Here is a 22,772-nt window from a genome sequence, read left to right as displayed (position 1 = left end):
CTAACGCAGTGTGGTTCCGGGAGGAACAGGCGTGTTAACCGTGGAAAGGCCGATGACTCCTTTCTTATTGACCGCCGCCACAACCATGCCCTGGGAAGTGATTCCCATGAGCTTTGCGGGCTTGAGGTTGGCGACCACAATCACCTGCTGGCCCGCCAGGTCTTGAGGCTCAAAAGCCTTTGCAATGCCGGCGACCACGGTGCGGGGTTCGGGTTCGCCCAGATCCACGGTGAGTTGCAGGAGCTTGTTGGCCTTGGGCACGGCTTGCGCTTCGATGATGGTTCCCACGCGCAGGTCCACCTTGCCGAAGTCCTCGATATCAATCTCCGGCTTCAGCTCAGGAGTTTTGGGAGCTTTCTGCTTTTTCTCAGGCGCCTTTTCTTCCATCTTTTTCACGTCGATTCGGGGAAAAAGGGTCACGGCCTTTTGCAATTGGGTTCCCGGCTTCAGCACGCCCCATTCCCCCAGGGCTGCGGAGTCCTTGAGGAACGCGTCCTTGTTTAAGCCCAGGCGCTCGACCATGGTTTCCGCGGCGTTGGGCAGCACCGGCCAAACCATGCCGGCCACAAGGCGAAGGCCTTCCAGCAGGTTGTACATCACCGCTTCCAGTTGGGCGGCGGCGGCTTTATCCTTGGCAAGGACCCACGGAGCCGTGAAGTCCACGTACTTGTTCATGCGGCTGATGAATTCCCACACTGCGGCCAGTCCTTTGTGAAACTGGAACTCATCCATGGCGAGGTCGTAGGCTTCCACCGCCTCCATGGCGGCGTCCGACAGCTTCCAGTCAGAGTCGAAAGCCAGGTCCGGATGATTTTCCGGGACTGTCCCCTTGCAGAACTTGTGGGCCATGGAAACCACCCGGGAGAACAGGTTGCCCAGGTCGTTGGCCAGGTCCGAGTTAATGCGTCCGACCAAAGCCTCTTCCGAAAAGCTGGAGTCCAGGCCAAAGGTCATTTCCCGCATGAGGAAATACCTAAACTGCTCAATGCCGTATTTCTTGGACAACTCCAGGGGCTCCACCACGTTGCCCAGGCTCTTGGACATCTTGCTGTCCGCCACGTTCCAGTAGCCGTGGACGTTCAGGTGGTTATACACGGGAATGCCGGCCGCCTTCATCATGGTGGGCCAGTATATGCCGTGGGGCTTCAGGATGTCCTTGGCCACCACGTGCTGCACGCCGGGCCAGTATTTTTGAAACTTCTCCCCCTCGGGATATCCCAAGGCCGAAGCGTAGTTCAACAAGGCGTCGAACCAGACGTAAGTGACGTAGTTTTCGTCGAAGGGCAGGTCGATGCCCCAGGTCAGACGCGTTTTAGGCCGGGAGATGCACAGGTCTTCCAGGGGCTCTTTAAGAAAGGAAAGCACTTCGTTGGCGTAGCGCTGGGGCCGGATGAATCCGGGATTCTTCTTGATATGGTCGATGAGCCAGTCCTGATACTTGCTCATCCTGAAGAAATAATTGGATTCCTTGATTTTCTTGGGCTCAACTTCGTGGTCCGGGCATTTTCCGTCCACCAGCTCCCGTTCCAGGTAGAACCGTTCGCATCCAAAGCAGTACAGGCCTTCGTATTCGGAAAAATAAATGTCTCCGTTGTCGTAGATTTTCTGCAGCACTTCCTGGACGACCTTGATGTGATCCGCGTCCGTCGTGCGGATGAATTGGTCGTTGCTGATCAAGAGTTCAGGCCACAGGTTGCGGAACAGGCCGGAAATCATGTCCACATAGTCCCTGACTTCCTTATTTTCCTTTTCCGCGGCTTCCACCACCTTGTCGCCGTGCTCGTCGGTGCCCGTGAGAAAATAGGCGTCCTGGCCCCGGAGCTGATGGTAGCGTTTGGCTGTATCAGCCACAATGGTGGTGTATGCGTGCCCCAAATGGGGGCGGGCGTTTACATAGTAAATAGGGGTGGTTATGTAAAATGGTGAAGCCATGATGCTTCCTCCTTACTTTTTTGGCTATATGTCAAAAGGCGCCGGTTTAAGAATCGCCTCCGGAGTTGTTTTTGGGGGCCGGCTTGTCTGCATTCGCCGTATTCTTTTTGTCCGGGTTTTGCCTGTTTCGTTTTTTGTTTCTTGGACGCCGGGGCTTGCCTTTGCCTTGCTTTGGATGGGGAGTTCCCTGCTTTTGCTTCGGCTTGTCCTCTTTAGACGGATCCTGGCTCTGATTTCCCTTTGCCTGCCTGGGTTTTTTCTTTCTCCGAGGCCTTCTTTTCTTTTCAGGCCTGTCCGGCTTCGGGTCCGCCTGAGCATCTTCGGCTTTGGCCGGCTTTTGATCATTTTCTTCAGGCGCGGGAGCGGCGATTTGGGGCGCAGGCTCGTCAGGAGGAGCGCAATGATCTGCGGGCAATTCGATTTCGGCCCCCTCCTCCAGGCGCACGGATACCAGCCCTTTCAACAGATTGTGGCGAATCACCTTGCCTTTGCCGGAAGGCGTATTGACCCTTTTTCCCAGTTTGGGAAAGCCGTCCTTGAGCTCTTTATAGGTTTCATGCTCAAAGGTCAGACAGCACATAAGCCGCCCGCACAATCCGGAAATCTTTGTGGGATTGAGGGACAGATTCTGGACCTTGGCCATTTTGACGGAAACCGGGACAAAACCGCTCATAAACGAGGTGCAACAGGTTTCTCTGCCGCATCGGCCTAATCCTCCGCACATTTTGGCCTGATGCCGAACCCCGATCTGACGCAGTTCAATGCGCACCCTGAAATGGCGCACAAGCATCTTGACCAGCTCCCTGAAGTCCACACGCCCGTCAGCCGTAAAAAAGAAAGTCAGCTTGGAGGAGTCAAAGGAGGCGTCCACGGAAAAGAGGTTCATTTCCAATTTAAGCTCGCCGATGGCCTTTTCGCAATAATCAAAGGCGTCTTTTTCCAGCAAAAGAACGGACTCGTACTGGTCCAGGTCCTCCTGGGTGGCGATCCGGTGAATTTTCTTTAAGGGCAGCTTGAGCATTTCCTCCGAAACCTGGCGGGCTATTGTCGCCACGGTTCCGAAGCCCAGGCCCTGCTCGGTCTCCACCACCACCTTGTCGCCCTTGGCTAGGACGTATACGCCAGGGTCAAAATCATAGGTTTTACCCTGGGGTTTGAATCTAATCCCGACTACCTTACCCATCTATCCTCCTGACGACAAACGCATGCACAGGTTTTCCATGGAAAGCCTTGTGTTTACGTTTCTTGTCAGATCATTTTCGCAATCCGCAACGGCCTGGAGCTTTTCCAGCAAGACTTCCGGGGCGCTTTTGGCGCTCCGGCTGTTTACCAGGCCCATGAGATCCCTGTTAATCACCCGCTGAGGCGCATACCGGCTGACCAAAAGGTCCCTCAGCCAGGTGCGAATCCAATTCAAGTCTTCCTGGGCGGCGTTTTTGTCCTTGGCCAGAAACTCCGCCAAAAGCAAGGCCTGTCCCATGCCCTGGTCCTCCAGGGCGCAAAGCTGATTGACAAGCCAATTCCTGCGGGCAAGCCCCTGGTCCGAGGCCAAAGCCCGGGCTTTGGCCAGGCTGCCCGAGGCTATAGAAGCGCAGGCATGGGCCAGATCCGGGTCGACTCCGTCATTTTCCAGGCTTTCAATAAGAAAGGAAACCGGCAAAGGAGAGAAGCGGATTTCCTGGCACCTGGAAACCACGGTGGGAAGCAACTCCGATTTTTGCCCGGCCAGCAGAACAAAGCAAGTGGTGTCCGACGGCTCCTCCAAGGCTTTTAGCAGGGCGTTGGAGGACGAAGCGGTCATGTCTCCGGCGCCCGAAATCAAAACAACCCGGGTCTTCCCCTCGGAAGGCCGCATGGCCAACACGGATAGAAGATCCCGGATTTGTTCGATTTTTATAGACGCGCCTCGTTTTTCAACAAAGAGAACGTCCGGATGATTGCCGGAAAGAATCTTGCGGCAGGAGCCGCAGACCCCGCAGGGCCCCTGGCTTCCAAACATGGCGCTTTCCGGGTCGGGAGTCCCCTCGCAGTTGCGCGCCATGGCAAAGTGCACAGCCGCCTGCCTTTTGCCCAGTCCCGCGTCGCCGGTGAAAACCAGGGCATGGGCGACATTGTTCTTTGCCAGGATTCCCGACAAAAAACCCAAAGCCCGTTTTTGATGCCGAACCGGATCCATTTGCAGGGCGCTGCCTAAATGCTTCTGATCAATAGTCCACCCGCTCTTTGAGTTCTTTTCCGCACTTGAAGAACGGGAGCTTTTTCGGGCTTATCTTTACAGGCTCTCCGGTCTTGGGGTTCCGGCCGGTGTAGCTTTTGTACTCTTTGACGAAAAAGCTGCACAGACCCCGGATTTCCACCCGCTCGCCTTCCGCGAGAGCGTCAGCCATGGAATCAAAGAATATCTGAACGATTTTGGCGGCATCGGTTTTGGATATGCCAGCCCTGTTTTTCAACGTGGACACCAGTTCCAGCTTGTTCATATCGCCTCCTGGAAAATCATCTTGCGCAAGGAATTTCGCCCCGTTCATAAGCCAGCGCCGTTCTTGCAAGGCAGGGGGCCGCCAACAAGGCCGGCGCCCGCCGCGGGGCTAATTAGCCTAACAATTCTTAATGCTTAATTTCAAATGGCCAAAAAGTCAAGCCATGGAAAAACCAAAGATTAAAAATACGGAATCCATTCTCTCACACCTTGCTATCTGTGTAAAGCAAAGCATGGTTTTTTATTGACAATTCTTGCGGCAGCGGGTACGAAAAGGACGATTTATCAACGTCCGGTAAAGGACAGCACTGGAAGGAGGGGTCTAAGAGTATGTTGAAGAAAGCTGTTTTATTATGCGTGTTTTCGGCCTTGATTGCGGCGGCGTTCGTCCCCGGGGCGAATGCTGAGGAGCAACCGACTTATTGGAAGTTCGCCACCCTGGCGCCCGACGGAGTGGGCTGGGCGAAGCAGATCAAAATCCATGTGCTGCCGGCCGTGGAAGAGGTGACCGACGGCTCCATAAAAATCAAGATTTACTGGGGCGGCGTCATGGGCGATGATGAAGACATCATCAAAAAATTGCGCATCGGCCAATTGGACGGGGTCGGCCTGTCCGGTCAGGGAGTGACCCTGGCGTGCAAGCCCATGTCCGTTGTGGAACTGCCCTTTTTGTTCCGGTCCTGGGAGGAAGTGGACTATATCAAGGAAAAAATGCGCTCCCAGTTCGACCAACTGCTCGCTGACGACGGATACATGGCCCTGGCCTGGAACGACCAGGATTTCGACCAGATGTATTCCACCAAGTCCCCTTTGGCCAACCTGGACGACTTTCGCTCCGCCAAGTTCATCACCTGGTACGGTCCGGTTGAAGAAGCCCTGCTGACCAGCCTGGGCGCCCATCCGGTCAAGGTGAACGTCCCCGAAGCCGCCACGTCCGTGCGTCAGGGCATCGTGGACGCCGCCATCGCCCCCGCCGCCTTTGTGGTGGGCAGCCAGTTATACGCCAAGATTCCTTATGTGAATCCCATCAAGGTGCGTTATTCCCCGTCCCTGATCCTCTTGTCCATGGATGTATGGGAGGACCTGCCCGACGAATATAAAGAGGAATTTTTCAGGCGCCGTCCTGACGTGGAGAAAAAATATTGCGAAGCCGTTCGCAAGGACAATGAAAAATCCCTGGCGGCCCTGATCAAATACGGCCTGCAAGAAACCAAGATGACGGAAGAAGACTTCGCCATCGTCCGGGAGAAGGCGACGGCTATCTGGGATGAACTGGCCGGAGAGGAATACCCCGAAGAAGTCCTGGAGGAAGTCAAAGGACACCTGGCGGACTTTCGCAAGGCGCATTCCGGATAGAGCAGGGTGTAAAATCTGATTAATAAGCCGGGCCTGCGGCGCTCCTTTTTAGGCGCCGCGCCCGGCTTTTTTCACCCTTTATCCCTTTCGCGGGGATGACCTCCATGCTTGGTAAACCAATGAAATATGCAAACGAGAGCGCTTACCCCCCATCATAGCCAATTATCTTAAAGTACAATTCCTTAATAATACTACATATTGCAATTGATAACGTTTATCGGCGCCAAAGGTTCTCTTCCATACTTTTCCATGGACAAGGAATCTTATGATGTTATATAGGCAACCATTATGCCAAGGAACCAACGCAAAGAAGCCTTTAACCTAAAAGGCAGCATAGACAGAAACTCATACGAACCCGCCTACGTTCAACTCGTCAACCTTTTAAAAAGCCAGATAGCCTCGGGCCAGTTCCCCCCGGGGAGCCGCCTGCCTTCGGAGGCGCAGCTTTGCAAGAAATACAACATCAGCCCCATGACCGTCCGCAGGTCCATCAACCTGCTCATTGACCAGGGGATGGTGGATACGACCCAGGGCAAGGGCACCTTTGTCAAGCCCATTGCCTTGAGTTCGGTTAATTTCTCCCTGACGGAGTTTGTGGACATCCTGAAAGAGGACGGGGCCAGCGTGCGCTTGCTGGAGCTGAACGCCGTGAAGGCCTCGCCGGAAGCGGCGGCCCATCTGGCCATTGAGCCCGGAGACAGGATTATTTACATCCGCAGGCTGATCTATCTGGATAAAGACCCTGTTTTGTATCATCAGGAGCAGTTGGTGTGCGATCCCAAAAGGCCCATTGTGGAGGATGAAATGGAGGTCACCTCTTTAAAAGGGCTGTTCACCGGTTTGAATCAAAGCGGCTTGAAAAAAGGCCAGGTCGCCATCAACGCAACCCAGCTCAGCGATCAGGAAGCCGGATGGTTCCGGCTGCCCACAGGGTCGCCGGCCATCCGCCTGGAGCATTTGTTTTTTGATTTTGCAGACCAGCCCGTAAGCTGGGGTTGGTTTGTCTGCCATAGCGAACGCGTCCAGTTCAGGGCGGCCGTAGGGCCGTGGTAACAGCAAGGATGAGCGCCCGTCCCGAAGGCTGGAACAGCCTGGCGCAGCAACGATTCTCAACGAGGTCCAAATCATGCCGAACAACATATTAAACCAATCCCTTCCCGAACTGGTAACCGCTCTGAAAGAGCAAGAGGTCCACGACCAGGTGGTCGCCCGTCTGGAGCGAGGGGACGATCCCATGGAAATCCTCAACGAATGCCAAAAAGGCATGGAGGGCGTGGGCCTTTTATACGAAAAAAAGGAATACTTCATCTCGGGGCTCATCATCGCCGCCGAGATACTCAAGGACGTAGTCAACCTCACGGCCCCTCACATCCGGGAAATCCATTCGGGAAAAAGCGCCGTGACCGTGCTGATCGGCACGGCCCAGGGCGACATCCACGACCTGGGCAAAGACCTCTTCATCACCCTGCTCCAATGCTACGGGTTCCACGTCATTGATCTGGGCGTGGACGTTTCGCCCCAGGCCTTCCTGGAAAGTTTTATTGAACATAAACCCCAAATCGTCGGAATTTCCGCCCTGTTGACCAGCGTTATCGACGCCATGAAGGAAACCATCTCCCTGATCCGATCCGAAGTCCCGCAAGGGGCCTCTATTCCGCTTTTTATAATAGGAGGCGGCATCGCGGACCAAATTTTCGCCGACATGGTGGGAGCGGACTTTTGGACCCAGGACGCCATGGCCGGGGTCCGGTTTTGCCAGGACGCCGTGAAGGCCTGATTGTTGTCCTCCTGGATCTCTGAGAATGAAAAATCCAGTTGAAAACCCCTCGATCCCGCCTTTCAACGCCGGAATTCCAGCAATTTAACCATTTGATATAGAAGCAGAAACAAAAAAAAATTGGGCGCCGGAATTTTTTCTTTGACAAACTTCCCTATAGAACTATATAATTAGACCGCTTTGAACGAAGAAAAACCCGAAAGGGGCATTTCAAACTTCAAAGCCAGGATGGAAAAGGCGACGGATCTAAAAAAGAGAAAAGACCGGCGCTCCATCCGAACAAGAGGCAGCCAATACGCGCTGCCCAAGCTCTTTAAAAACGAAGACGCCAATTTTGCATTGCGGCGGAAACCAAATGCCATGCCGTCCTCCAAGCTGCATCCGGATGGTTCCGAAAATAAAACGTCGTGTATCCCCTAAGCGTACGTCCTACTTAACCAACCTGCCGCATTTGCAAAACCACCGGCTCCCTTTTTCCGGCGTGAGGCCTTTCAGGCCCTCTTCCGCCAAGATCCCGCCGGAAAAAGGGGAGTCCGGAACTTTATATAAGCAGGTGAAAACGGCCTTTTTTTTGGGGGAATCCTGAAAAGAGCCGGCCTGTGAACATTTTTTAAAACGGACAGGTCCGGCAGAGTCATGAACCAAATAGCCTCCGAATGCCAAATAGAAATCCAGCCCATGGGGTTGCGAACCTGCGCCTTTTACGGCGCCGGTTTGCATGAATCCCTGGTGGAGGCCGGAGTCGCCCTGGCGTCTGACTGCGAGACCGGGTCTTGCGGGCTTTGCAAGGTCGTGGCAAACGGGCCGGGGCTGTCCGGGATCACTGACGCGGAGCGGTCCCTGCTGGCGCAGCATGAGTTGGACGCCGGCATTCGCCTGGCCTGCCAGTGCATTGTCCAGGGAGACGTGCGGGTTTACGTTCCTGCCTCCTCGATATTGCCCCTCCGCCCCCGGGAGTTGAAGCCCCCCAAGGCGCCTTTGGTCCGTCCGGAGGATTTCGACCCCGTTGCTGAAGACGGGACGTGTCTGGGCTTGGCAGTGGACTTGGGCGCCGCGCAGATCAGCGGCTGCTTGTATGATTTGAAAACGGGCGAAAAATTGGCTGACGCGGGAATGATCAATCCTTCGGCTGCTTTTGGCGAGGACGCCGCCGGAAAATTGAACGAAGCGGCCTCCAATCCCCAAGGGGCTAAAATGCTGTCCCGCTTTTTGCGCGCCGGAGTTAACGCTCTGGCCGAGGGCGCGGCCGTCAAGGCCGGCGCCTCCCGTTTGGACATCAAGCGCATTTGCCTTGTGGGCGCTCCTGGGATGATTCGGTTGTTGCGGGAGCTTCCCCTTCCCGGTCTTTTAGCGGAAACCGGCCGCTCGGTTGCGAGTCCGGCCGTGATCCTGCCCGCCCAAGACCTGGAGTTGGACGTTTCGCCTCAGGCCAAGGCGTTCCTGCCTCCCACCCCGGGAGGATCGGCAGGCGCCGACCTGACCGCCCTGATCATGGCTTTGGGGCTGGATCGGTCCGATAAGCCCGCCCTCGCCCTGAGCATGGGCGTGGACGCGGAAGCCGCCCTGTACCTGCCGCAGCGTGATCGGTTGTACACCATTTCGTGCCCGCCCGGCCCGGCTCTGGAAGGCGCCGGCATTAAAGACGGCATGTTGGCCGCGCAAGGCGCCGTTGAAAGGGTTTTTCTATCCGGCAATAGCCTGATTATAAAAACAATCGGCAACGTCAAACCCATCGGATTGTGCGGGTCCGGCGCATTGGACGCAGCGGCCGCCCTGCTTCGCTTGGGAGTCATGGATGAAATGGGCCGCCTTAAAAGAAAAGCCGGCGGCGTGCGCCAGGGAGAAGAGGGCTTGGAGTTCGTCCTGGTTCCCAGGTCTCAAAGCGGGTCCGGCCGGGATATCGTGCTGACCCAGAAAGACGTCAGGCAGATTCAGATTGCAAAAAGCGCTGTTCGCACCGGGATTGAATGCCTCTTGGAAGCGGCGGGAGCCGCCCCCGAATCCATTGAGCATGTGTTCCTGGCCGGAGCTTACGGCAGCGATATACACCTTTCCAGTGCTGCGGAAATCGGCTTAACGCCCAATTTTCCCCGCGCAAGACCAATTTGGGCGGGCGCCGCTGCAGGCGCCGGAGCCGGTATGATGCTGGGATCATTGCAGTACAGGCTTCGGGCGGATCGCATCGCCTCCTCCGCTAAGCACTTGAACATAAAGAAGCATCCGGGCTTTAACCGGCGTTTCGCTTTGTCCCTGCGTTTTCCACCCCCCCAAAGCCACGGGGCGAAATCCGGAAACGCGGGTTCAAGCCCGGCGCTTCCTTATGCTTTTGGAAACTCGGCGGCGCACGGCCTCAACCATCTGCAAGACCATAATCAAGCTGCTTGCAGACTTTATAGAGGCCAAAACAAAGCGTTTGCAGAATAAAGATTTTGCGCGCCCGCGAAAAACGCCAATTTCAATGGGCGCGCAAAAGGCCCGGCCCGCGATTAGCCGGGCGGTATTGGTTCTTGCATTGTCAGCAGGACTAGATACAAGGCCGTAATAAACATAGCAGGCCAAAGACGAAAGAACGCAATCCCCCCCCTTTCGTTCACACTTTTGGCCTGCGCTTGTTTTACATGGCCGGCAGAACGAACTTTTCGCACAGGGTCCCCAAACCCTGCCCCCAAAAGCGAAAAGTCTGATCTCCTCTCTCCATCCAGGACGCCCATCCCCGTTTTCGGGGATGGGCGACCCCCTTCTTGGCTTACAAACAAAAAAAATGGGCGGGAAGCCCAAGGCCGCCGCGCCCATTTTAAAATGCCTCGTCCCCTCTATATCAATGGGAACTATCCGATTATGCGAATCATGCTTTCATGAGGAATATACGCCTTGTGCGGCAAGCCCGCTTCCTTGGCGATATGCTCCGGGACGATCATCCCGGAATCAAACTGAGCGTGGCGCGAGAATCCCCGCCCGTCAAACATGACTTTCATGCCCGGCGCCGAATCTTTCAAGGGCGCAAAGGCCGTCGCCCCCCGGTATTTATCCCGGACCTTGCCGTAGCCCAGTTTCTCGGCCTTTCCGGCCAGGTCCACTTCCAGCAAATAGGTGGAATCCTGGCTGATGGCCGACGCATACTCCTCGCCGATGCTCTTGATGACTTCCTGCAATTCGTTTTTCATGGGATTTTCCTCCCGGCCCTTTATCTTGTATAAGAACAGACAGGGCGCATAAAGGTTAAAATCCCGGCCCAGGTAAGTAAAAAATAATCATTATCGAATAGATGGCAAGGAGGATTTGAAAAGCAAGCAACAAAGCAAAAAGGCGCTCTTTAGGCGGCTTGCTATCCGGCATAGTCATTGCATAAAAAGGAACTTGGCCGTTTGTTCTTGGAAGAAAGCAGAGATTAATGGGAAACGAAGCACTTATTTTAATAGCGGAAGCCATGGTGGTGTATTTTCTGGTTCTATGGGCGCATTCCCTGCGCCACCGATTCGGACCTGTGCATTTTTACGCTATCATCGGAGGGATAACCGCCATCATGTCCTGGGTTACGGACGCGGGTTTAAGCGTTCAGGTTGGGGGAGTCACCTTTGTTATCGGGTCCACGGTTTTTTACACCTCGCTTTTGTTGGGGGTTTTTGTCGTCTATGTTTTTGACGGCCCCCGCGCAACGCGCATCGCCATTTCCACGGTGGCCGGGGTTTCCATTCTTGTTCCGTTAATCGCCGTGGCTCTGCACGTCCAGATGGCGTTGATCGGAAAGCCCCATCTGGCGTACATCCCCTTGCCCAGTTTGAGGATAAATACGGCCTCGGTCATAACCACTTTGATAGACCTGATTTTTTTAGGCATTGCCTGGGAGTATCTTGGGCGTCCCGGATTTGGGTTAAAGCTCGGGCTTAGGGCCTACACCACCTTGCTGGGAGTCATGTGGCTGGACGTCATCCTGTTTTCCACGGGCGCTTTTGCGGGAACGCCCCATTACACCGGAATTCTTCAAGGCACGCTAATCAGCAGATTTATTATATCTTTATTCGCCCTGCCCTTTTTATACGGATATCTGTACTGGCAAAACCAAAAAAAGGGCATCTCCATTGAAAACCGGCCGGTCCTGGCCATTCTCAAGCAGGTGGCGGAAATCGAGGTGGAGTTGGGCGCGGCCCAGCAGGAAATTGAAAGAAGAAAAATAGCCGAGGCCGAAAGGGACAAGTTGATCGAGGAGTTGCAGCAGGCCCTTTCCGAAGTGAAAACGCTCCGAGGCTTTCTGCCTATATGCGCCCACTGCAAAAGCATCCGGGACGACCAAGGCTATTGGAATCGTCTGGAGGCCTACCTTTTGGAGCATTCCGAGGTCGAACTGAGCCATGGGGTCTGCCCGGAATGCGCAAAAAAATTCTATCCAAACATCAAAATGTACGACGATTAACAGCCTCGTCAAAAATCACAAACGAGGGAAAGGGCGGAAAGCCCCCCCCTTCCCTGGTTTGTGCAAAAGATCAGCAAATGTCCTGATGGTATTGTTGAAGAGGCTTGACTTCCGTCTGATCCTCAATGTGGGCCGCAATTCCCCGGACCGCTGCGATGGCCGCCGCCGTGGTGGTGATGTACGGCGTCTTGAATTTAATGGCCGTCTTTCTGATATAGGAATCGTCGTACTGGCTCAGCCGGTTGCTCGGGGTGTTGATCACCAATTGGATTTCACCGTTCTTTATGGCGTCCGCGATATTGGGCCGTCCCTCGTGCATTTTGTTGATCAATTTGGCTTCCAGGCCGTTTTCCTTAAAATAATTGCAAGTTCCTCTGGTGGCCCAAATGCCGAATCCCATGCTTTTCAGCCTTTTTGCAGCTTCCAGGGCTTCGGATTTGTTGTCGTCGGTGACGGTTAAAAGGACGTTTCCGGACGTTGGCAGGGCCGTTCCCGTGGACTCCTGGGCTTTGTAAAACGCCCTGCCAAAAGAATCGGCGATGCCCAGCACCTCGCCGGTGGAACGCATTTCCGGCCCCAGGACCGGATCCACCTCCGGAAACATGTTAAAGGGAAAGACCGACTCCTTAACCCCAAAATGGGGCACGGTCTTCTCCGTCAGATTCAGGTCCGACAGTTTTTGCCCCAGCATAAGGCGGGTGGCCAGCCTGGCCATGGACACGTTGCACACCTTGGAGACGATGGGCACGGTCCGCGAAGCCCTGGGGTTGGCCTCCAGGACGTACACCCTGTCCTCGCAAATGGCGTATTGGATGTTCATGAGCCCCACCACCTTGAGAGCCTTGGCGATCTTCTTCGTGTACTCCTTGATGGTCTCCAGATGCTTGGCCGGAATGCTGATGGGAGGGATCACGCAAGCGGAATCCCCGGAATGAATGCCGGCCAACTCGATATGCTCCATGACGGCCGGCACGAAAACGTCCTCGCCGTCGGACAGGGCGTCGGCCTCCGCCTCGATGGCGTGGGGCAAAAACTTGTCAATGAGGATAGGCCGTTCAGGCGTGACGCCCACGGCCTTGGCCACGTAGTGTTTGAGCATTTCCTCATCGTGCACCACTTCCATGCCCCGGCCGCCCAATACATAGGAGGGCCGGACCATGAGGGGATAGCCGATTTTGGAGGCGACCTGAAGCGCATCGTCCAGGTTGCTCGCCATGCCGGCCTCGGGCATGGGTATGTTCAGCCCGGCCATCATGGAGGCGAAGCGGTCCCTGTCTTCGGCGAGGTCAATGGATTCCGGCTGGGTCCCCAAAATGGGAACGCCCGCCTTTGCCAGTTCTCCGGCGATATTCAACGGAGTTTGGCCTCCGAATTGAACGATCAGGCCTTCGGGTTTTTCCTTCTCGTAAATGGAAAGCACGTCCTCCAAGGTCAAAGGCTCGAAATACAGGCGGTCGGCCGTATCGTAATCCGTGGAAACGGTTTCCGGGTTGCAGTTGACCATGATGGACGACAATCCTTCGTCCCGCAATGCAAAGGCCGCATGCACGCAGCAATAGTCGAATTCGATGCCCTGGCCAATGCGGTTGGGGCCGCCGCCCAGGACCATGATTTTCCGGCCGGGAGCCGAGTCCACCTTGTCCGGGGCGTTGTAGGTGGAAAAATAATAGGCCGCGTCTTCCACGCCCGAGACGGGCACCGGCTCCCAGGCCTCGGCCAGGCCGAGTCCCAGGCGCTTTTCGCGGATTGCCGCCTCGTCAAGCTCAAGCAGCTGGGCCAGATACTTGTCCGCAAAGCCGTCTTTCTTGGCCTGCAAAAACAGTTCGTCCGGCAGGCTCCGGCCCTTGTACTTGAGAATTTCCTCCTCCAGCTCCACCAGTTCCTTCATCTGTTCGATAAACCAGGCCTTGATAAAGGTCTTTTTATGCAGGTCCTCCACGGAAGCGCCCTTGCGCAAAGCCTCGTACATGATGAACTGACGCTCCGAAGTAGGCTGGGCCAGCATATCCATGAGCTTTTCCAGGGAGGCGCCGTTGAAGTCCTTGGCGAATCCCAGGCCGTAGCGCCCGGTTTCCAGGGAGCGGATCGCTTTGAGCAGGGCCTCCTTGTAATTCTTGCCGATGGACATAACCTCGCCCACGGCCCGCATCTGGGTGCCCAACTGATCCTGGGCGTCGGGGAATTTTTCAAAGCCCCAGCGGGCGAATTTCACCACCACGTAATCCCCGGAAGGCGTGTATTTTTCCAAAGTTCCGTCCCGCCAATAGGGAATTTCGTCCAAGGTCAGGCCGGCGGCCAGGAGGCTTGAAACATAGGCGATGGGAAAGCCCGTGGCCTTGGACGCCAGGGCCGAACTGCGGGAGGTCCGGGGGTTGATTTCAATGACCACTACCCGGCCGGTTTCGGGATCGTGGGCGAACTGCACGTTGGTTCCGCCAATGACCTCGATGGCCTCCACGATGTCGTAGGAGTATTTCTGCAAACGGTCCTGAAGCTCCTGGGATATGGTGAGCATGGGGGCGGTGCAGTAGGAGTCGCCCGTGTGCACGCCCATGGCGTCCACGTTTTCGATAAAGCAGACCGTGATGCGCTGATTCTTGGCGTCGCGCACCACTTCCAGCTCCAATTCCTCCCAGCCCAGGACGGACTCTTCAATAAGCACCTGGCCCACCCGGCTGGCGGACAACCCGCGGGCCGCGATGACCTCCAGCTCCTCCCGATTGAAAACCATGCCTCCGCCGGTGCCGCCCATGGTGTAGGCGGGCCGGACCACTACAGGGAAGCCTAACTCGGCGGCCGCCTTTTGCGCGTCCTCCACGGTGGTGACCACGGTGTTCCTGGGCATCTCAATGCCCAGCTTATTCATGGCGGCTTTGAATTCGTCCCGGTCCTCGCCGCGCTTGATGGCGCCTTCCTGCACGCCGATAATCTTTACGCCGTATTTTTTCAGGACGCCCTGCTGCGCCAGTTCGGACGAAAGATTCAGGCCCGACTGCCCGCCCAAATTGGGCAGAAGCGCGTCCGGACGCTCTTTTTCTATAATGCGAGTCAGACTTTCCACGTTCAACGGCTCGATGTAGGTGGCGTCCGCCATTCCCGGATCCGTCATGATGGTGGCCGGGTTGGAATTGACCAGGACGATTTCGTATCCCACCTGCCGCAGGGCTTTGCAGGCCTGCGTTCCTGAGTAGTCGAACTCACAGGCCTGGCCGATGATAATGGGGCCTGATCCGATAATGAGAACCTTGTTTACGTCATCCCGTTTGGGCATACGAGCCTCCCTTTTTCTTTGGATTAGTATATTTGAATTTGAAATCGCATTATTAAAAATAACTGGAGCCGTCCCAGCAATGGGTGCAAAGACGGGATTTGGGCAGGCCGATGGCCTCCACCAGATCCTCGAGCCTCTGGTATTTGAGGGAGTTCAGGCCGATCTCCCCGCCGATCCATTCATTGAGGGCCTGCTTTTTTCCTCTGCCGGAGACGGCGTAGTCGTGAACCTTATCCAGGCTTCCGTCCATGGCCATGACCGCCCTTCTTCCAATAAGATCCATGGAGGACTGGGACGTGGAAAAATTAAGAAAGTCACAGGGAAAGATAAGGCAGGGGCAGGCCAGGCGCATGTGCACCTCCCGGGCGCCGGCCCTGAAAATGCCCTGGATGATACCTTTAAGCTGGGTTCCCCGCACCACGGAGTCGTCGCAAAACAAGGGGGCTTTCCCTTTGATGAGCTCCGCCACCGGAATGAGCTTCATCTGAGCCACAAGGTCCCTGACCTTTTGATTTTGAGGCATAAAAGAGCGGGGCCATGTGGGGGTGTATTTGACGAAAGGCCTTTGGTAGGGGATGCGCTTTTCATTGGCGTAGCCCAGGGCGTGGCCGATGCCGGAGTCGGGAATGCCGGCCGCGTAATCGGGCCTTACGTCGTCGTTTTTCGCCAAGGCGGCGCCGCATTTGTATCGCACGGCCTCCACATTGATATTTTCGTAGGACGAAGCGGGATATCCGTAATAAACCCATAAAAAGGAGCAAACCTGCATCTTGTCGCCCGGCGGCAGCTTTTGCTCCCAGCCTTCCGGGCCGATAAACACGGCCTCTCCAGGCCCGATGAAATAATCCAGCTCAAAGCCCAGGTTTGGAAAGGAGCTGCTTTCCGAGGCGACTGCATAGGCGCCGGCTTTCTTTCCGATCACCAGGGGCGTGCGCCCCAGCTTGTCCCTGGCCGCCCACAATCCCTGAGGCGTCAGAAGCAGGATGGAGCAGGAGCCTTGCACAGAAGCCTGGACCTTCCGGATTCCCGCCTCAAAACTGTCTTCCTGACAGATCAGCATGGCCACCAATTCCGTGGGGCTGGCGCCGCCGATTTTTGACTCCGTAAAAAAATTGCGCGAGGCAAAGGCCTGCTCGATCAACTGCTCCATGTTGACAATGCGGCCTACCGTGGCGATGGCGAAAGGGCCCAAATGGGAATTGACCACCAGAGGCTGGGGATCTGTGTCCGAAATCACTCCAATGCCTTTGTCGCCGGAGAACTTGTCCAGATTCGGCTCAAACTTGGAGCGGAAGTAATCGCTTTCAATATTGTGAATGGAGCGGTGCACGTCCGCGCCGTCCATAAAAGCCATGCCGCCCCGCCGGGTCCCCAAATGGGAATGATAATCCGTTCCGTAAAACACTTCGCTTACGCATTCATCTTTTGAACAGCAGCCGAACAACCCTCCCATAAAACCTTTCCCCCTGCTTGCGATCTCAGTTATGTAGTAGAAATGAAATATTACGGTTAATATTTGATTTTGCTAATATAGAATTTGCGGACAAATGGCAAGAGAAGATCCCAAACAAACGCCCGGGCGCCCTTTCCCCGATCCTTGAAAAATCAGCCCCGGGGCCCTTTCCCCCTTTTTTTGTTGACCGGCGGCTAAAATCGGCTAAACATAGCATCCGAATCATGACAATCGGTCCTGACAGGATTCATGCAAGGCGGCGCAAAAGAGACCGCCGGGCGCCGCCGCCCGCCTTGTTGATAAAAAAAGGGGAAGACCTGGAGAAAATATGGCTCTACGCCTCATACGCATCGTCATTCCTGAACAGGAAGAGCAGGCCGCCAAAAACCTTTTGGAGGACCAGGGAATCAAACGGTTTTGGCTGGAGAACGCCCCGGACGGCCTGTTTGTCGCCAATGTGCTGGTGAGTTCGGAGTCCACGGAATCCTTGCTGGACGTCATGGAAAGGCGGTTTGCATCGTACGGCCGGTTTCAAATGGTGATTCTGCCCGTGGAGGCGGCCTTTCCCAGGGAAATCAAAAAACCGGGCGGCGCAACCGGGAATGGAAACGGCGCGGAGGAGGGCAAAGCCTCTGCCGCCAAGAAAAACCGGGGCCGGGTGCATCGCCAGGAGTTGTATACGGACGCCCGGGACGTGTCCGCCCTGACTTGGAATTATTTGATCATGGTGCTGCTGTCATCCTTTGTGGCGGCCATCGGGCTGTTGCGGGACAACGTGGCCGTGGTGATCGGCGCCATGGTCATTGCGCCGCTATTGGGGCCTAATGTGTCCCTGGCTTTGGCGGCGACCCTGGGAGACCCCGATCTGGCCAAGCGGGCGATCAAAACCCTCATGGCCGGAGTGGCTTTGGCCTTTGTTTTGAGCATCGGCCTGGGGCTTAGCCTTCACGTCGATGACGCCGGGCGGGAAATCGCCTCACGCACCACCGTGGATTTTATCGACCTGGTTCTGGCCCTGGCCGCCGGAGTGGCCGGCGCATTGTCCTTTAATCAGGGAACCTCGTCTGCGTTGATCGGCGTGATGGTGGCGGTGGCCTTGCTGCCGCCCCTGGCGGTCTGCGGCATGCTGCTGGGCTCGGGGCATACGCCCCAGGCCTTGGGCGCGTTCCTTTTGTTCGGGGCAAACACCATTTGCGTCAACTTGGCGGGGGTGATCACATTCGCCGCCCAGGGCGTGCGTCCCAACACATTCTGGGAGGCGGATCTGGCAAAAAAGTATTCCCGGTACGCCGTGGAATTCTGGATACTTCTTTTGTGCGTATTAGCCTTTTTTTTGGTTCAGTCCCGGTGATGCGGATAATCGGGAGGCGTTCGGAAGGCCCTTATACGCCTTGACACTCAACCGTTTAGGAAATATAAAAATTCCTAATAATTAATGATGCGCAGACTTTGGCGGCTTGAGGCCTCTTCCGGAGGGGGGCGGGAGGACGCAAGGATTCGCCGCGCCGGGCGCCGCCCGTTATTAAGCCTTTCCCCCCGCAGTTTACGCCCGAAAAGCAGCTTCGATAACGCCCTATGAAAAACAATACGCCCCAAGTAAGCATTATCGTGGTCAATTATAACGGCCTCAAATTCCTTGAAGACTGCTTTACCTCCCTGGCGCAAACGGACTGGCCCAAAGAAGCCCTGGAAGTCATTTGCGTGGATAACGGCTCCACGGACGGCTCTCAGGAATTCCTGAAAAAGAACTTCCCGAACGTTAAGGTCCTGGATCATCAGCCCAACAACTATGCGGCCGCCAATAACGCAGGGATAAAGCACTCCTCCGGCGATTACGTGATCCTGCTCAATAATGACGTGAAAATGGATCCCGGCTGGCTGCGGCCTCTGGCTGAGGCCATGGAGCAAAATCCTCGATTGGGGGGAGTGCAGCCCAAGCTGCTTTATTTTGACGGCATGATCCAAAGTTTGGGCCACATAAAAAGCCCTGATTTTTACTGGACGGACCGCGGGATGGGGGAGCCGGACCTGGGCCAGTATGGGGACGCTCTCATGGAGGCGGACAGCCTGTGCGGGGCGTGCGCCATGTACCGCCGGGAATGCCTGGACCAAGCAGGACTTTTGGATGAAGACTTTAACATGTTTGTGGAAGATGTGGATTTTGGCGTGCGATGCCGGGACCATGGATGGTCTCTGGCCTGCCAGCCTCAAAGCCGGGTGCGCCACCTTTTCCATGGCTCAATAGCCGGCGAAAGCCAGGCCAGGCTTTTGATTGAGTCCAATCGCCTGCTTCTCATCGCCAAACACTGGCCGGAAAAACTGGCGGAAAATCTGACCGGCCGGGGTTTTTTCTTGCAGCCCGATCCCGAAAAGCAACGGGCTTTTATCCCGGCCGCCTCCAAGGCCTGCGGCAAGTTGTTGGCCGAGCATCCCCCTGAAAAGGCCGGGCGAATCCTGGACGATGTTTTTATCAAACTCGCCCAGGCGCTGGACCCGCAAAAGGACGCCCTGGTCCGAAAAGCCATGCTCCATCAAAAGGAGGCGGCCAGGGAGTTGGAGTTGCAAAAGGAGCGCGCCCGGCTGGACTTGCAGGACGTGGAATCCCGGTTATACGCGGAGATCGACCGGCTCCGGGATTTGGTCATCCAAAGGGAAGAGGAGTTGCGGCTTCTGCGGGAGTCTTTGTCGTACCGGTGCGTCTTAAAGCCGGTGCAAAAGGCTGCGGACCGCGTCAAAGCCGCCCTGCCCCGAACCAGAAACGCTCCCCCGCCCTCCCCTGCCCTGCCCCGGATCGTCTCCATGAAGTTTACGAACAACTGCCAGTTGAAATGCCGTATGTGCGGCATCTGGTCTCAGGAAAGGGAAGAGGAGCTTCCCGCCGAGCAATGGCGTAAGGCAATCGACAAGGTTTTTCACTGGCTGGGGCCGTACCGTCTGGACATCGCCGGGGGCGAGCCCCTCCTGAGGCCGGACAATGACGAACTCACGGCCTACGCTTCGGCCATGGGCGTTGAAACGATTTTGCTGTCCAACGGCGCGCTTATCACCAAGGCCAGAGCGCGCAAGCTGCTGGATTCGGGCCTGGACTCCATTCACATTTCCCTGGACAGCCTGCACCCGGAAGTGCACGACCGGATGCGCGGGAAGGCCGGAACCTTCGCCAAAGCGATAAAGGCCTTAAAGCATTTGCAGGAGCTTAGGCGATACAGGGACAAGGAATTCTCCATAGGCGCGGCCACCATTGTCATGGCGCCCAATGTGGAGGAACTGCCTGCCCTGGCCGAGTTCGTGTATAAGGGCGGCGCGGACTTTATCAGCTTTCAGGCTTTGGACCAGAATTTCCATAATAAATACGATCCACAGTGGTTCGCCTCCAATCCCTATTGGATCAAGGATCTGGACGCTTTAAACCGGTCCATGGACAAACTGCGGGCCATGAAGCTCCGCGGCGCCCCCATAGACAACAGCCCGGCCCAGTTGGAGGCCGTGAAGCGCTACTTCGCCGATCCCCGGGATTTTTGCCGCAGGTTTCAATGCCTTTCGGGAGAGAAGAACTTCATCATCAAAAATAACGGAGACGTGCTGCTGTGCTGGAACCTGCCGCCTGTGGGCAACATCCTCCACGACGCGCCGGAACGCATCTGGAAATCTTCGGAAGCCGAAAAGCGCAGGAAGCAAATCGCCGCCTGCACCCGGACATGCCGAATCCTTAGCTGCCATGTCACTGAGGAGGCTTTACAAAACGCATGACGGGACCAGGCTTCAAAAACAACCGTGTGCGATGCATCCGCCCTTTCACCACCATGGAGCTTCAGCCCGGAGGCGAGGTCAGCTTTTGCTGCGTGGAATGGGCCAAGGCTCCGTATATCGGCAATGTGCAGAACCAAAGCCTGACGGAAATCTGGAACAGCGATGCGGCCCAATACATCAGACGGAAAATGCTGGCCGGGGAATGGGAGGACGTCTGCCGGCCCGGCGTCTGCCCCACACTGGTTAGCGAGGGTTGGAAGGAACTGACCACGGACGGCGCCGGGAAAAAACTCTTTGTCCTGACTGAGCGGCATATCAAGGATATTCAGGCGGGGCGCACGCGCATGAGCGCTTCGCCCACCTATGTGCTCATGTCCAACCTGGAGGCTTGCAACCTGAAGTGCCCCATGTGCGGCCCCTTTCGCAATATTTACACTGAAAACAGAAACGACGCGCCCTTTGATTGCGCCGTGGAGAAGCAGCGGGAAATCATGGAAGGCGAAAACATGGCCGTCCTGGAAAGGATCTCCGGGGACGTTGTGAACGGGCTTCCGGACCTCAAGGTGCTTGGGTTGTGCGGCGCAGGAGACCCCCTTTTTCGGCCTGACACACGTAAGATTTTGTTTTCAAAGGACAAAAGAGTCAGGCCCGAAATTGCACTTTTCACGAACGGTCTGCTTTTTAATTCAAAAATGTGGAAAAAAATCAAGCATAATGCGTTCCGTTATGTTAATGTATCGGTTGATGCTGCCGCCAAGGATACTTATGAAAAGGTCAGGCCCCCGGGAAAATGGGACGACATCGTCGCTAATCTGGAGTTTCTGTCCGATCTTAGAGCACAGGGGAAGATTCCCCAGCTTTTTATTAACTTCACGGTCATGCGCAGCAATTTGGAAGAAATGACGGATTTCGTCCGGTTGGGCGAACGCCTTAAAGTGGATTCGGTTTATTTTCAAAAAATTCGCGGAATCATTCGAAATCGGGAAAATTTTTTCGACGGCCCTGACAAAGACCAGGAACTTTTGGACAGGCTGGAAATTATCAAGCCGCAGGCAAAAAAAGCGGCGGGCGGCAAGACCGCCGTTGCTTTTGGAAACGTGTAACCAACAGACGCCATGATCCGAAAGAAAATACTCATAAGCGACACAGCCCCCCTTTATCCTCCCATGTGGGGCGGGCCCAAAAGGATCTGGGGACTGTTTTCCAACCTGACCCACAAGTACGACATTATCTATGTGGGCGTGGATACGGGCCAATACGAACTGGTCAAGGGCATTGAAGCCAGCGAGGATTTCTTTGAAAAGCGCTTTTCCATGCCCGAATCCTATTACAAGTACTGGCTCCCGATTTACGAGCGGCTGTTTAAAAACCTTAATTTCGATCCATACACCTATTTTTTCATCGATAACGCCAAGCATTACGTGGACGCCCTGGAAAGCCAGCCGGCCGACGCAATAGTCTGCAGCCATCCCTGGTCCTGGAACACCCTGAAATTCAGAACCGACTCTCCGGTAATATACGACGCCCACAACTGCGAATACACGTTGATGCGGTCCCTGGCCGAAGGCAATCTTTTCAAGCCCATTCTGACGCACAAAACCAAGGCCCTGGAAGGCGACCTCTGCCGCCGGGCCAAAGTCATCCTGGCCTGCTCCGAGGAAGACAAACAGGCTTTTGTGGACATATACAAGCTGGACCCGGGTAAAATATCCATTGTGGAAAACGGGACGGACATCCCCCCCCTGCCGTCCCTTAAAGAACGGGTGGCCGCCAGAGAAGAGCTTGGCTACGCCAGGCAGCCGGTCGTTTTATTTGTAGGCGCCTATTACAAGCCCAACATCCAGGCCGTGGATTTCATCGTCAACCGTCTGGCGCCCAAACTGACCGCCTGCCAGTTTGTCATTGTTGGCACGGTCACCAATGCTTTTTCCGACAGCCAGGCGCCGGACAACGTGAGCTTTGCAGGCATCCTGACCGACGATTACCTGGAGCATTACTGGAGGGCGGCGGACCTGGCGGTAAATCCCATGTCCAAAGGCTCCGGCGTAAACATTAAAATGCTGGATTACATGGCGGCGGGCATTCCCACGGTTTCCACCCCCTTTGGATGCCGCGGCCTGGACGTGGAAAATGAAAAGCATGTGGTCATCTCCGAACTGGATAACTTTGCAACGGCCATTTGGGACACGCTGAAAAAGCCGGAATTACGAGGCCTGATGCGGAGAAAAGGCTACGATTACGTCTCGACGAAGTTTGATTGGAAAATACTTAGTAAAAAGGTCGGACACATTTTGGATCAGCTTTTGTTCGACAGGTAATCTTTCCCTGGCGGGACCGGATCTG

The 22,772-nt window shown here is 55.6% G+C and carries 17 protein-coding genes; 9 read left to right on the top strand and 8 right to left on the bottom strand.

What is annotated here, in order from left to right:
• The 4 genes from metG to BUE18_RS01165 are packed head-to-tail and all read right to left on the bottom strand — an operon-like array spanning position 1 to position 4,412.
• A complete protein-coding gene (gene metG / locus BUE18_RS01180) occupies positions 1 to 1,932 on the bottom strand; it encodes a methionine--tRNA ligase (RefSeq protein ID WP_073472042.1) in 1,932 nt (643 codons plus the stop codon).
• 46 nt (positions 1,933 to 1,978) lie between these two features.
• On the bottom strand, positions 1,979 to 3,115 hold the full coding sequence (locus BUE18_RS01175; protein ID WP_073472040.1) for a PSP1 domain-containing protein: 1,137 nt from the start codon (positions 3,113 to 3,115) through the stop codon (positions 1,979 to 1,981).
• Positions 3,116 to 4,108: a DNA polymerase III subunit delta' gene (holB, locus tag BUE18_RS01170; protein ID WP_073472038.1), complete on the bottom strand. Its 993-nt coding sequence runs from the start codon at positions 4,106 to 4,108 to the stop codon at positions 3,116 to 3,118.
• A gap of 28 nt (positions 4,109 to 4,136) precedes the next feature.
• The gene (locus BUE18_RS01165; RefSeq protein ID WP_012609173.1) at positions 4,137 to 4,412 is read right to left on the bottom strand and encodes an HU family DNA-binding protein; all 276 of its coding nucleotides are present in this window, start codon (positions 4,410 to 4,412) and stop codon (positions 4,137 to 4,139) included.
• Positions 4,413 to 4,741: 329 nt separating this feature from the next.
• Between BUE18_RS01165 and BUE18_RS01160 the strand changes: the two genes are divergently transcribed.
• From BUE18_RS01160 to BUE18_RS01150, 3 genes are all read left to right on the top strand, one after another.
• The gene (locus tag BUE18_RS01160) at positions 4,742 to 5,767 is read left to right on the top strand and encodes a TRAP transporter substrate-binding protein (RefSeq protein WP_073472037.1); all 1,026 of its coding nucleotides are present in this window, start codon (positions 4,742 to 4,744) and stop codon (positions 5,765 to 5,767) included.
• 288 nt (positions 5,768 to 6,055) lie between these two features.
• Positions 6,056 to 6,820 carry a GntR family transcriptional regulator gene (locus BUE18_RS01155; RefSeq protein WP_073472035.1) on the top strand — a complete coding sequence of 255 codons (765 nt, stop codon included), beginning with the start codon at positions 6,056 to 6,058 and terminating at the stop codon, positions 6,818 to 6,820.
• Between the two features lie 73 nt (positions 6,821 to 6,893).
• On the top strand, positions 6,894 to 7,544 hold the full coding sequence (locus tag BUE18_RS01150) for a cobalamin B12-binding domain-containing protein (protein WP_073472034.1): 651 nt from the start codon (positions 6,894 to 6,896) through the stop codon (positions 7,542 to 7,544).
• A 170-nt stretch (positions 7,545 to 7,714) separates the two neighbouring features.
• On the opposite strand, the gene BUE18_RS01145 is transcribed toward BUE18_RS01150, so the two are convergent.
• Complete coding sequence (locus BUE18_RS01145; RefSeq protein ID WP_073472032.1) at positions 7,715 to 7,906, bottom strand: hypothetical protein; 192 nt, start codon at positions 7,904 to 7,906, stop codon at positions 7,715 to 7,717.
• A gap of 274 nt (positions 7,907 to 8,180) precedes the next feature.
• Here BUE18_RS01145 and BUE18_RS01135 point away from each other — a divergent pair, with 274 nt between their 5' ends.
• Complete coding sequence (locus tag BUE18_RS01135) at positions 8,181 to 9,968, top strand: ASKHA domain-containing protein (protein WP_083610688.1); 1,788 nt, start codon at positions 8,181 to 8,183, stop codon at positions 9,966 to 9,968.
• A 404-nt stretch (positions 9,969 to 10,372) separates the two neighbouring features.
• On the opposite strand, the gene BUE18_RS01125 is transcribed toward BUE18_RS01135, so the two are convergent.
• Positions 10,373 to 10,708 (bottom strand): hypothetical protein, encoded by a 336-nt coding sequence (locus BUE18_RS01125; RefSeq protein WP_073472025.1) that lies wholly within the window; start codon positions 10,706 to 10,708, stop codon positions 10,373 to 10,375.
• Positions 10,709 to 10,935: 227 nt separating this feature from the next.
• Between BUE18_RS01125 and BUE18_RS01120 the strand changes: the two genes are divergently transcribed.
• Entirely contained in the window at positions 10,936 to 11,955 is a 1,020-nt protein-coding gene (locus tag BUE18_RS01120) for a hypothetical protein (protein ID WP_073472023.1), read from the top strand.
• Positions 11,956 to 12,025: 70 nt separating this feature from the next.
• Here BUE18_RS01120 and carB read toward each other — a convergent pair whose 3' ends face one another.
• Positions 12,026 to 15,226 carry a carbamoyl-phosphate synthase large subunit gene (gene carB, locus BUE18_RS01115; RefSeq protein WP_073472021.1) on the bottom strand — a complete coding sequence of 1,067 codons (3,201 nt, stop codon included), beginning with the start codon at positions 15,224 to 15,226 and terminating at the stop codon, positions 12,026 to 12,028.
• Between the two features lie 52 nt (positions 15,227 to 15,278).
• A complete protein-coding gene (locus BUE18_RS01110) occupies positions 15,279 to 16,679 on the bottom strand; it encodes an amidophosphoribosyltransferase (RefSeq protein WP_073472020.1) in 1,401 nt (466 codons plus the stop codon).
• Between the two features lie 328 nt (positions 16,680 to 17,007).
• Here BUE18_RS01110 and BUE18_RS01105 point away from each other — a divergent pair, with 328 nt between their 5' ends.
• The 4 genes from BUE18_RS01105 (at position 17,008) to BUE18_RS01090 (ending at position 22,747) form a co-directional block, all read left to right on the top strand.
• Positions 17,008 to 18,030, top strand: coding sequence for a TIGR00341 family protein (locus BUE18_RS01105; protein ID WP_073472018.1), 1,023 nt, complete (start codon positions 17,008 to 17,010; stop codon positions 18,028 to 18,030).
• Positions 18,031 to 18,254: 224 nt separating this feature from the next.
• Positions 18,255 to 20,429, top strand: a complete 2,175-nt coding sequence (locus BUE18_RS01100) for a glycosyltransferase (protein ID WP_073472016.1) — start codon at positions 18,255 to 18,257, stop codon at positions 20,427 to 20,429.
• Positions 20,426 to 21,532: an SPASM domain-containing protein gene (locus tag BUE18_RS01095; RefSeq protein WP_073472015.1), complete on the top strand. Its 1,107-nt coding sequence runs from the start codon at positions 20,426 to 20,428 to the stop codon at positions 21,530 to 21,532. The genes BUE18_RS01100 and BUE18_RS01095 overlap by 4 nt, the downstream gene beginning before the upstream one ends.
• Positions 21,533 to 21,544: 12 nt before the next feature.
• Complete coding sequence (locus tag BUE18_RS01090) at positions 21,545 to 22,747, top strand: glycosyltransferase family 4 protein (RefSeq protein WP_073472013.1); 1,203 nt, start codon at positions 21,545 to 21,547, stop codon at positions 22,745 to 22,747.
• Positions 22,748 to 22,772 lie beyond the last annotated feature (25 nt).

This window comes from Desulfatibacillum alkenivorans DSM 16219 (genome assembly GCF_900142135.1).
Lineage (GTDB): Bacteria > Desulfobacterota > Desulfobacteria > Desulfobacterales > Desulfatibacillaceae > Desulfatibacillum > Desulfatibacillum alkenivorans.
This window is presented reverse-complemented; position numbering and strand designations above follow the sequence as displayed.